We start from the raw sequence: 11,201 nt of genomic DNA, 5'->3' as shown, positions 1-11,201 counted from the left end.
CGCCTGCGCCCGTCCTGGACGGGCGCAGGCGCTCGGCCCGGTGCGTCAGGCGGTCGTCTTTGCGTGCTCCGAAGTGTTCTCGGAGAGGGCGTCGACGGTGGCATCCGGCGTCGTGGACCTGGGAAGCCAGCGGAGCGCGAGGCCCCCGAGGGCCAAATGCAGGAGGCTGGCCACGACGGCGACCGCGTGCAGGCCGGTGACGAAGGCCGATTTCGCTTCTCTGGCGAGGTGGGACGCCAGGCTGGGAAGCTGGAGCGTCTCGTCGAGGGTGGGTGCGAGGTCGGGGCCCTGGAGACGGAAGATCAGCGCGGCGAGCGAGCCGAGGAGCGCGATGCCGAGGGCATTGCCGATCTCGTTGCTGGTTTCGGCGATGGCCCCTGCCGAACCGGCTCGCTCCGTGGGGACCGCGCCGACCGCGGTGTCGGCGACGATGGCGAAGGAGATGCCGTAGCCGACACCCGCGACGGCCGTGGAAGCGACGTACCAGCCGACCCCGCCGGCGGTCGTGGCCGGAAGCAGGAGCAGAAGGCCTCCGGGGATGGAGAAGTGGCAGATGATCAGGGCGGTCCGTTTGCCGATGCGGTCCACCACCATCGGTGTGACGATGCACGTGGTGGTGAGCACCATCGCGCCGGGCAGCGCGAGGAGCGCGGCGTGCAGAACCGACAGCCCGAGGACGGACTGGAGGTAGATACCCGCCAGGTAGGCGGTCGCCGACCACGCGGCCAGTGGCAACAGCCCGGTGATGATCGCGACCGTGAAGACGCGGTCCCGGAAGAGCGAGAAGTCCATCAATGGGTACTCGAGGCGCCGCTGGCGGAGAGCGAACCACGTCAGCAGCGCTGCTCCCGCGATTCCCGCGACCAGGGGGACGGCCGAGACGCCTTCGGCCGCGGCGTGCTTGAGACCGTAGATCATGAGCAGGAGGCCGACCGCGGAGGTCACCACGCTGAACGCGTCGACACGGCCCGGCCGGGTCGCGCGTACTTCGCCGAGCAGGACCGGCGCGAAGATCAGGAACAGGGCGATGACGGGCAGATTGACCAGGAAGATCGATCCCCACCAGAACCGCTCCAGCAGGACACCGCCGACGACCGGACCGATGGCGAACCCGGCGGCGAACCCCGCGGCGAAGATCCCGATGGCCTGCGCCCGTCGCCGGGGGTCGCCGAACAGTTCGCTCAACACCGCCAGGGCGGAGGGCAGGAGGGTCGCCCCCGCCACTCCCATGAGTGCGCGGGCGGCGATGAGGAACTCCGGGGTGGGAGCAAGGGCCGCAGCCGCGGAGCCGATGCCGAAGACCGTCGCACCGATCATGAGCAACTTCAGCCGACCGTACCGGTCCCCGATGCTGCCGAACGCGATGAGCAGGGAGCCGACGGCGAAGCCGTAGATGTCCAGGATCCACAGGGCCTGGTCCGCGGTGGGCGTGAGCGCCTGGCTGACCCGGGGCATCGCCAGGAACAGGATTGATCCGTCCATGGACACCAGGAGTACCGGCCCGAGGGTCACCAGGAGGCCGAGCCAGGCCCGCCGGCCGGGTGAGGTGTGCGCGTGCTGTTCAGACATGTCTCCCACGCTCCGGCAAGGCATGTCCGCCAGCCACCCCCCTGTTGTGGGTACACCTGACAGGTATACCCACCGGGATGTCCGGGCGGCCTACCGTCGCTGACGTGGAGAGCCTTGGAACCTTCCTGAAGAGTCGCCGTGACCGGGTCACACCGGCCGAGATCGGATTGCGCACGTACGGGGCCGCCCGCCGGGTCCCGGGCCTGCGGCGCGAAGAACTCGCGCAACTCGCGGGGGTCAGCGCGGGGTACTACACCCGTCTGGAGCAGGGACAGGTGGAGACCGCCTCCGAACAGGTTCTCAACGCCCTCGCACGGGTGCTGCAACTCGATGAGATCGAGCGCGTCCATCTGCACAATCTCGCCCGGCAGCCGTCGAACCCCGGACTCTCCGAGCCGCGTCGCGAGACTCCCAACCCGCGGGTGCTCACGCTTTTGGAGGCACTCGACGAAGCGACGCCGGCGATCGTACTGGGCCGGCGCGGAGACGTGCTCGCGTGGAACCGCACGGGCCACGCCCTCATCGCCGAGCACATCGACTTCAACGCACCGCAGGAGTCGGCGCGGCGTCCCTCCGTTCCCCGGATGTTCTTCCTCGATCCGCTCACCCGCGACCTGTACCGCAACTGGGACGAACTCGCCCGCGTCCACGTCGCCTACCTCCGCCTCACCGCCGGTCGCTTTCCCACCGACGCGCGGTTGGCGGAGTTGATCGGGGAACTCACGATGCGCAGCGACGACTTCGCGATGATGTGGGCGGCCGGGGAGGTCACCGACTGCACCGTCGGCACCATGCACCTCCAGCACCCCACCGTCGGCGCCACGAGCATCACCTACCAGGTCTGGCTCCAGCCCGACAGTCCCGACCACCGGTTGGAGGTCTACACCCCGAACGACCCGGGTTCCGCCGACGCGCTGCGGATCCTGACGGACCAGGACCGTGCGGACAGTGCCCCGGAGCCGGACCCCGCCTCCGTCCGGCAGGACTGAGCCTCTCCCACCGGTGCGTACGGGATCCGGGCCTTCGCACGCTTGCGGGCCCCACCGCGCCGGTGCGACGCGTCCGGAAGGCCGGCGCCCAGTACGGTTCGAGCGTCATGGTGCCGTTGCCCCGTGCGCCCCTGAACGAGCCCGCGCTGTTCCGGGCGAGGGTGTACCATCCGGGGCCGATGACGGGGCAGACCCGCGGCAGATGCTGTCCGAAACGGTGCGTGCGGGGGACCGCTGTTCCGCACCTGCGCCCCGGGTGCCGTCGGTACCGCCGGGCTGGCTGCTTGCTGGTGAAGGACGGAGGCATGGGTGTCGGCGCCTCGGGGTCCGGACGGGGCGGCCCGCGCCCCGCGCCGTGTGGAGCCGCGCCTCCCTCCCGGGTGGGCCCGCCCCTGTGGGAGGAGCAAGCCCCCTTCACCCGGTTCCGGTGGTCAGGCCGCCAGGAGGCGCACCGGATCGACGCCGGCCGCGGTGTGCCGCTCGGCCCAGTTCTCCAGTGCCGAGCGGCAGGCATGGTCCAGATGGTGCAGTCCGGACAGGTCCAGCTCGATCGGACGGTCCTGGGGAAGGGCTTCCAGAGTGTCGAGGATCTTCGGCAGTCGCAGGAAGGTCGCGTTGCCCGACAGATGCGCCTGGATGGGACCGGCGCCCTTGTCGACGACCTCCAGCTTGACGTGTGAGGCGTCCCAGGCGGTCTTGACGATCGACAGCAACAGACCGATCAGCACACCCTCGAACATGTTCACGGCAACGATCGAGACGGCCGTGACCACGAGAATCAGAGCCTCGCCCCGGTTCCCCCGCCACAGGGTGGCGACCCGGCGGAACGGGATCAGTTTCCAGCCCGCGTGCACCAGGATACCGGCGAGGGCGGGGATCGGGATCAGCGCCAGGGCCGAGGGCAGCAGCGCCGCGAACACCAGCAGCCATACACCGTGCAGCACTCGTGACGCCTTGGTTCTCGCACCTGCCCGGACATTGGCCGAGCTGCGTACGATCACCGCGGTCATCGGCAGCGCGCCGAGCACACCGCACACGGTGTTGCCCGCGCCCTGTGCGATCAGCTCCTTGTCGTACCGGGTCCGCGGGCCGTCGTGCAGCCGGTCCACGGCCGCCGCACTGAACAGGCTCTCCGCCGAGGCGATCAGGACGAAGGCGAGGACGGTGCCGATGAACGCCGGGTCGGCCAGGTCGGCGAAGGCGTCCGTCCCGGGCGGCTGGATCACGCCGAGCAGGCCCTGGACCTCCACCGTGGCGACCGGCAGGGAGAAGAGCGCCGACGCGGCGGTGGCCAGCAGCACCGCCGCGAGTGCCCCGGGCACGGCCCGCACCCTCCCGGGCATCCGCTGCCACAGCACGACGACGGCGACGGTGCCCACGCCCACCGCGAGCGAGACGAGCGCCGCGGAGTCGCCGAGGGCGTCCACCGCAGCCCTGGGCATGCCCAGGATCTTGTCGATGCCTCCCTTCGGGGCGGCGGTGTCCGCGGCCGTGTACACCTGGCCGGCGATGATGACCAGGCCGATGCCGGCGAGCATGCCCTCGACCACGGACAGGGAGATGGCGCGGAACCAGCGGCCGAGGTTGAGTGCGCCCATACCCAGTTGGAACAGCCCGGTCACCAGCACGATCACGCCGAGCGCGGGCAGCCCGAACTGGCTGACGGCCCCGAGGACCAGCACGGTCAGGCCCGCGGCGGGGCCGGACACCTGAAGGCTGCTGCCCGGCATGAGACCGGTGATGATGCCGCCGACGATCCCGGTCACCAGGCCGAGTTCGGCCGGGACGCCTGAGGCGACCGCCACCCCGACACACAGCGGGAGCGCCACCAGGAAAACCACCAGGGAGGCTGCGAAGTCCTGCTTCAGGTGGGGGAACCCGCCCGCGGCGCGGTTCCCGTCCACCGTGCGCCCGCCCGTCCTCACAGCGCCTCGAAGGTGTCGGTCCGCGGACGGTGCGCCAGGACCGCGCCGGTGTGCACCTCGTAGTACCAGGCGTGCAGGCTCAGCTCGCCGTTGCCGAGCCTCGCGGCCACGCACGGGTAGGACCGCAGGCGCAGCACCTGGGTCAGGACGTGGTTCTGCACCCCTTCGGAGACGGTCGGGTCCTGGGGGTCTCCCTTGGGACAGGGGGTGGCGTACTGGAGCCAGTCGCGTACGGCCGACACGGCGTTCAGGTCGTCGCCGCGGACCAGAGCGCCCACCGCGCCGCAGTGCGAGTGACCGCAGACGACGACGTCCTTCACTCCGAGCACTTCCACGGCGTACTCGATGGTGGCCGCCTCGCTGGTGGGACGCTCGAACGCGTGGGGTGGCACGATGTTGCCCGCGGTGCGCAGCTCGAAGAGCTCGCCGGGGTGGGCGCCCGTGATCAGGGCCGGTACGACCCGGGAGTCGGCGCAGGTGATGAAGAGTACCTGCGGGGTCTGGCCTTCGGCGTGTGCGGCGAATTCCTTCGGACGTCGCCCGAACGTGCGGGCATGGTCGATGAAGGGTTGCATGTGGCGGATCCTCCTGGCGCGTCATGGGGGCGCGTCGGGCACGCACGGTAGGGGCGGGGTGTCTCTTGCCTGTGTCAGAGGCGGAAGGCCCGAAGAACCGTCGGTGGTATGGGGAGACGGGACCGCGAGGCATCGGTCGTGTCCGCCTCGCGACCGGTCACCGGGCTCCTGGCGGGTTGTGTGTCCGAGGGCCGGGGGCACCGGGACGGAGACGTGGTGCCGGCCGCAGGGGTGGGGCGGCCCGGCCGACGCTCCGGAATGTCACGGGAACGGGAGATCGCGTTCCCGTCGTGTGAGGCCTTTCCGCTCACCGCGTTCTTCGGCCGCGGGGCACTGGCCTCAACGCGACCGAAAATATGTGCGGAAGCGAACGGGACGAAGAGGGAAGGAGGAAGCGAAGGGTGAACAGGGTGGCGGCGGTGAACGCGACCCCGTCCCATGGCTCCACACCTCGCAACATGGGCACCTCTCCGGACAGCGAGCACTTCTCGGTCAGGGCAAGTGATGGTCAAAGACCAGTCAAGAAAAACCTTATCCAGGTAAAGCGCCTTGTATGAGCAAGTCGACACTTCCGGCCTAAGGGAGCCCGAAAACCGAGGATGTGATGACGTGAATTCGCCCTGCCGCCCCGCGGCCGGTCCGGTCACACGCGCGGGCGCTGGGCCATGGCCGTCCGAGCCGTTTCCCGCGCGGATCCACCGACCACCGACCGGGCTGACCCTGGCCGTGTCGATGCCGCCCTCGGGTCCGGGGGGAAGGCGCACCAGCAGGTGCCGTCCTCCTCCCATGCCAGGTCGGGGTCGATCCCGGACAGATCGATCCACGCCGGGTCGCTCCATGGTCCCTCGGGCCGCTCGGGGTGGGCGACGAGGTTGCGGCCGCCGTCGACATTGGTGTTGATGCTCCAGTGCTGTGGAAGAGCGGCAGTCCGGGGAAGTGCTCGAAGCCGGAGCACACCAGGCAGTAGTCGTCACCGACCCGGCACACGCTCGGATCGGGGTGGAACCCACTGATCACAGGATTGTCGTAGGTATGCACGGAAAACGCGTTCCCTTCGAGCCGCCGGGCGCCGTGGAGCGAGTCCGGACGGCGCCCGTGAACACCCGGCGCGGTTCTGCCACCCCCGTCCGCGTGGCTGCCACCCGCCCGGCGGCAGTGGAAGCGCTTCCAGCCGGAGGTCCTGTCCCTTCGCCGCGCGGGCGACGGTGTTCGCCCCGAGTACTTGACAGTCCATCGGCTCCGACCACACGATACCTGTCACGACCAAGGCTCCCGGCGGCTGGGAGCGCTTTGAATGGGAGCGTTCCCAGTCATTGCTGCCACATCCTTGCGCGTGTCCTCCCTCCGGGGAGCCCGTCGCCGCAGGGAGGCGTCGTACCACCGCACCTCCTCCAGCGCGTCGCACGCCCGGAGCGCGGGCGCGCGACGCACCCCCCACCAGGAAACCGAGGTACCGTCATGCGCCGCAGCGTCCGCGCCCTCACGGCAGCGCTCCTCGCCCTGCCGCTGGCGCTCACCCTCGCCCCGTCCGCCCATGCCGCCGACCCGACCACCATGACCAGCGGGTTCTACGTGGACCCCGACGCCAGTGCCAAGCGGTGGGTCGCCGCCAACCCCGGCGACGGCCGGGCATCGGCGATCAACGCCTCCATCGCCAGCACTCCGACGGCCCGCTGGTTCGGCTCGTGGAGCGGCACCATCGGCACGGCCACGAGCGCCTACGCGGGGGCGGCCGACCGTGCCGACAAACTGCCCCTGCTCGTCGCCTACAACGTCTACAACCGTGACTACTGCGGAGGACACTCCGCGGGCGGAGCCTCCTCGCCGTCCGCCTACGCGAACTGGATCGCGCAGTTCGCCGGCGGAATCGGCAACCGCCCGGCCGTCGTGATCCTGGAACCGGACTCGCTGGGGGACTACGGCTGCATGACGCAGCCCCAGATCGACGAGCGCGAGCGCATGCTCACCGGTGCCCTCACCGAGTTCGGCCGTCAGGCCCCCAACACCTGGGTCTACCTCGACGCCGGCAACCCGGGCTGGGCGCCCGCGGCGACCATGGCCCGGCGTCTGCACGAAGCCGGTCTCCGGCAGGCCCGCGGCTTCTCGCTCAACGTCTCCAACTACTTCACCACGGCCGAGAACACCGCCTACGGCAACGCCGTCAACAGCGAACTGAGGGCCCGCTACGGCTACACCAAGCCGTTCGTCGTGGACACCAGCCGCAACGGCAACGGCTCCAACGGCCAGTGGTGCAACCCCTCGGGCCGCCGCATCGGCACCCCTACCCAGATGGGCGGCGGCGCCGAGATGCTGCTGTGGATCAAGGTTCCGGGCGAGTCCGACGGCGACTGCGGCGTCGGGGGCGGCTCCTCGGCCGGCCAGTTCCTTCCCGAGGTCGCCTACAAGATGATCTACGGCTACTGATCGCCGAGATCCGCGGCCCCGGCTCGGGGCAGCGCCTCGCGTTCCCCGAGGAACGCGCCCGGCGGCTCCCGGCCGTGAGGAGCGCCTGATCCCGCGGGGCGCCGCGGAAGACGGGGCGGGCGGGCGCGGTCGTCCGTGCCCCCGCACGGAGGACCGTTCCCCCGCAGCGGGGGACGACTCCTTCACGGGGGCGTCCCAGGCCCGCCCCGGGCCGGTGCTCTACCCGCCGCGTCGTCCGCTGTGTGGGTGTTTCCCGGGCTGAGCTGCCCCGAGTTTCGTGGAGTCCGCGATCGTGTGGTCAAGCGGTCCGCGGGACTTCCTCCAGTTGCGTCCAGTTGCGTCCAGTGCGCCCTTTCTTACTCGTCAGGCGGAACGTAACCGAGGCCAGAGCATTGCCCTTACTTCCTGTGAGGCCGGGGCGACCGGTTCTCGCGCTCCGTCACCACCGGATGTGAGACAGGGCCGAACGTTTTACAGTCCAGGACGCCCGTCGCGCCCGGGGCGGCCCTCACGCCCCACCCCGCCGACCGGCGGGGAGCGCGGAATCTCAGGAAGCGGAGGACCCGAGCCGGTCCGCCAGCGCGGCAAGGGCCTTCGCGCCCACCAGATCCCCCGGCAGCAGCGGCACCTCCAGCAGAGGGACACCCGGGACCCGCTGCCGCAGCCGGGCGAGGTGTTCGTCCTCCTGCCTCCGGCGGCGGTCCAGCAGCTCACCGGCGCCGGCCGGGGAACGGCGGTTGGCGACGAGCGCGGCCACGTCGACACCGAGTCCGGTGAGCTTCTCGTACACCTCCAAGGTCTCGGCGATCGGCAGCACTTCGGCGGTCAGTACGAGCACGAATCCGGTCCGCGCCGGGTCCGTCACCACCTCGCGCAGCCGGGAGAAGCGGTCGCGCCGGCGCATCAGGACGCGGCGCAGTTCGGCGTCGCGGTCACCCTGCCCGCCGCCGCCGAGACCGCGCACCGCGGCGCCGAACCGCTCGGACCGGTCGCGGTTGGCGAGCAGGGCCTCGGTCCAGGAGGTGAGCTGCTCGGGCAGTGCGAGCAGCCGCAGCGTGTGGCCGGACGGCGCGGTGTCGAAGACGACCAGGTCGTGGGCCTCCCCTGCGAGTTCCACCGCCTCGGCGATCCGTTCCAGTACCGCCGACTCGTGGGTACCGGGCGCCTGCCGGGCCAGTTGCAGGTGCCGGGCGGCCGGTGCGTGCATCCGCTCGGGGAGCAGCCGCCGCATTGTCTCGGCGACCGCGGACAGGTGCCGCTCGACCGTGCGTTCCGGGTCGATCTCCAGCCCGTCGACGTGGCCGGCCGCCCCGGCCCGGGAGACGAGACCCCCCGGGCCGGCGAGGCGCACGGGCTCGTCGCCCACGGGGCGGCCCCAGAGGTGGCCGAGGTTGTGGGCGGGGTCGGTGGAGACCAGCAGCACGCGGGCGCCCGACCGGGCATGGCCGAGGGCGAGCGCCGCGGCGACGGACGTCTTGCCGACCCCGCCCTTGCCGCCGACGAAGACGACCCCGCGCGAGGTGATGAGGTCTAGCAGCACCCGATGTGCTCCAGTGGTGAGCGGTCCATGCCCATACGGCGGTGCCAGGCGTGGAAGTCCTCGTAGAGGGCGGGCATCAGCTCGGCGGTGTAGTACGCCGCCGGGTCCGGTACGCCCAGTGCCTCCGCGAGGACCACCATCCGGAACAGGTCGTCCTCCTCGCGCCGGGCGCGGGCGAGGGTACGCCGGTAGGGACCGGCGTAGAACTCTTCCAGCCCGGCCCGCAGCGAGGCCCAGCGGGACGTCACTTCGTCAGCTCGCCCTTCTCCGTCACATCGGCGTCGAGGGCCTCCGGCGGCTCCCGGGACGCCCGCCGCATCGCGACGACCGCCTCGAAGGCGACCCACAGGGCGGCGACGATGATGACGAGGTCGATGACCAGCAGCAGCCAGTCCCCGGCTTCGTAGAAGTCGCCGAGCTGCACGACCGCCGCCCAGAACGACATGACGAACACGACCGCGAGCGGGATCAGCGCAGGCGCCGGATTGCGCCGCTTGCGGATCAGCATGACGGCGACGATGGACAGCGTCAGAGAGGCCAGCAGCTGGTTGCTGGTTCCGAACAGCGGCCAGATGCGCAGGCCGCCCTCGCCCCCGGCGCCCTGACTGAAGGTGAGTCCCGCACCGACGGCGAGCGTGATGAGGGTGCCGGCGATATTGCCGACCTTCACCTTCACGACCTCGCCGGCCTCCTGGACGACGAAGCGCAGCAGACGCACGCCGGTGTCCATGGTGGTGGCGGCGAACAGGATCGCCATGGTGGCCAGGACCGTCGAGCTCAGCGACACGGGCAGGCCCAGTCCGCTGTTGAGGATCGCGCCGCCGCCCTCGACGAACGCCGCGACGCCGCCCTGGCCGAAGGCGCTGTAAACGGCCTCCCAGTCGGCCAGGGTGCGGTAGCCCGCGACGGCGGCGATGATCGCGCCGAGCGCGAGCAGGCCCTCGCCGACCGCACCGAAGTAGCCGACGAAACGGGCGTCGGTCTCCTTGTCCAGCTGTTTCGAGCTGGTGCCGGAGGAGACCATGCCGTGGAAGCCGGAGATCGCGCCGCACGCGATGGTGACGAAGAGCAGCGGCACAAGGCCCGGGGTGCCCGCGGGCACGGCGTCGTTGAGGGCCGGGGCGACGATCGTCGGAGCGCTCAGCAGCACCGAGGCGAACAGGATGCCGAGCCCGACGAAGAGCTGGACGCCGTTGATGTAGTCACGGGGCTGGAGCAGCACCCACACGGGCAGCAGGGAGGCTATGCCGGCGTAGACGAAGAGAACGACGATCCAGAAGGTCGCCGGGGACATGCCCAGGATCGGGTCGGGCAGCTCCACCGGGACGGCGTCGCCGAAGAGGATCAGCCCGTAGAGCGCCGCGACCCCGACGACGGTGACCAGGCCGAGGCTCATCCTGTGGCGGTAAACCGCCTGGCCGACCAGCAGCGCCACCGCGACCGCGCCCCAGGCGGGGATCACCGCCGAGGGTGTGGAGATCAGCAGATTCTTGATCACCACCGCGAAGGCCGCGACCACCATCAGGAGCAGCAGGAAGATCACGACGAGGAAGAGGTTGGCGCCCCGGCCGCCGATGTAGCGACCGGAGAGCGTGCCGATCGAGCGGCCCTTGTTGCGCGCCGAGGCCCACAGGGCGCCCAGGTCGTGCATGCCCGCGAAGAAGACCGTGCCGAGGGTGACCCACAGGAAAGCGGGCAGCCAGCCCCAGATGACGGCGACCGCGGGGCCGACGACGGGCGCCGCGCCCGCGACCGAGGTGAAGTGGTGTCCCCACAGCACGAACTTGTTGGTCGGGACATAGTCCACGCCGTCCCGCAGTTCGTGCGCGGGTGTGCGAAAGGACGCGTCGAGCCTGTAGACCCGGTCGCCCAGGAATCTCGAGTACAGGACGTATCCGCCCGCGAACATCGCGAGGCCGATCAGGAGCAGGGGAAGTGCGTTCATAAGGGAGGCCCTCCGAGATCTGGAAGACGGGACGCCGGTCCGCACAGGAGGTGCGCCCGGCAGACAGGCGGCGAAGACGGTGGAGCGTGGCCCTCCCCGGACATGGCACACCACGGCCGGACGGCGACTGTGCCGCGGCCCTCGGTGAGCGGCTCACCGAGACGGAGTCCGGCCTCGACCGACTCGGGGGCGTCGCTTCCGCCGTGCACGCCGTGGCCGATGTCGCTGCCGACT

8 protein-coding genes and 1 pseudogene are annotated in these 11,201 nt (G+C 70.8%); 2 read left to right on the top strand and 7 right to left on the bottom strand.

Going from position 1 to position 11,201, the window contains the following annotated elements; all coding sequences use genetic code 11:
* Window positions 1-45 precede the first annotated feature (45 nt).
* The gene (locus LJ221_RS08125; protein WP_241714999.1) at window positions 46-1,569 is read right to left on the bottom strand and encodes an MFS transporter; all 1,524 of its coding nucleotides are present in this window, start codon (window positions 1,567-1,569) and stop codon (window positions 46-48) included.
* Window positions 1,570-1,646: 77 nt separating this feature from the next.
* Here LJ221_RS08125 and LJ221_RS08120 point away from each other — a divergent pair, with 77 nt between their 5' ends.
* A complete protein-coding gene (locus LJ221_RS08120) occupies window positions 1,647-2,558 on the top strand; it encodes a helix-turn-helix transcriptional regulator (protein WP_241714998.1) in 912 nt (303 codons plus the stop codon).
* A 431-nt stretch (window positions 2,559-2,989) separates the two neighbouring features.
* On the opposite strand, the gene LJ221_RS08115 is transcribed toward LJ221_RS08120, so the two are convergent.
* From LJ221_RS08115 to LJ221_RS08105, 3 genes and pseudogenes are all read right to left on the bottom strand, one after another.
* Window positions 2,990-4,462 carry a SulP family inorganic anion transporter gene (locus tag LJ221_RS08115; protein ID WP_241714997.1) on the bottom strand — a complete coding sequence of 491 codons (1,473 nt, stop codon included), beginning with the start codon at window positions 4,460-4,462 and terminating at the stop codon, window positions 2,990-2,992.
* A gap of 17 nt (window positions 4,463-4,479) precedes the next feature.
* Complete coding sequence (locus LJ221_RS08110; protein ID WP_241714996.1) at window positions 4,480-5,058, bottom strand: carbonic anhydrase; 579 nt, start codon at window positions 5,056-5,058, stop codon at window positions 4,480-4,482.
* A gap of 701 nt (window positions 5,059-5,759) precedes the next feature.
* Window positions 5,760-6,096, bottom strand: a pseudogene (locus LJ221_RS08105) (family 43 glycosylhydrolase); the annotation flags it as partial.
* A 420-nt stretch (window positions 6,097-6,516) separates the two neighbouring features.
* On the opposite strand from LJ221_RS08105, the gene LJ221_RS08100 reads away from it, so the two are divergent.
* Window positions 6,517-7,482 (top strand): glycoside hydrolase family 6 protein, encoded by a 966-nt coding sequence (locus LJ221_RS08100; RefSeq protein WP_241714995.1) that lies wholly within the window; start codon window positions 6,517-6,519, stop codon window positions 7,480-7,482.
* Between the two features lie 547 nt (window positions 7,483-8,029).
* Here LJ221_RS08100 and LJ221_RS08095 read toward each other — a convergent pair.
* From LJ221_RS08095 to LJ221_RS08085, 3 genes are read right to left on the bottom strand one after another with little or no spacing between them, the layout of a single operon-like run.
* On the bottom strand, window positions 8,030-9,022 hold the full coding sequence (locus tag LJ221_RS08095) for an ArsA family ATPase (RefSeq protein ID WP_241714994.1): 993 nt from the start codon (window positions 9,020-9,022) through the stop codon (window positions 8,030-8,032).
* Complete coding sequence (locus LJ221_RS08090) at window positions 9,013-9,270, bottom strand: cory-CC-star protein (RefSeq protein ID WP_093848858.1); 258 nt, start codon at window positions 9,268-9,270, stop codon at window positions 9,013-9,015. Before LJ221_RS08090 ends, LJ221_RS08095 begins: the two co-directional genes overlap by 10 nt.
* Window positions 9,267-10,967 carry a carbon starvation protein A gene (locus LJ221_RS08085; RefSeq protein ID WP_241714993.1) on the bottom strand — a complete coding sequence of 567 codons (1,701 nt, stop codon included), beginning with the start codon at window positions 10,965-10,967 and terminating at the stop codon, window positions 9,267-9,269. The genes LJ221_RS08090 and LJ221_RS08085 overlap by 4 nt, the downstream gene beginning before the upstream one ends.
* Between the last annotated feature and the right edge of the window lie 234 nt (window positions 10,968-11,201).

It is taken from the genome of Streptomyces sp. CNQ085, assembly GCF_022614595.1.
In the GTDB taxonomy this organism is placed as follows: Bacteria; Actinomycetota; Actinomycetes; order Streptomycetales; family Streptomycetaceae; genus Streptomyces.
This window is presented reverse-complemented; position numbering and strand designations above follow the sequence as displayed.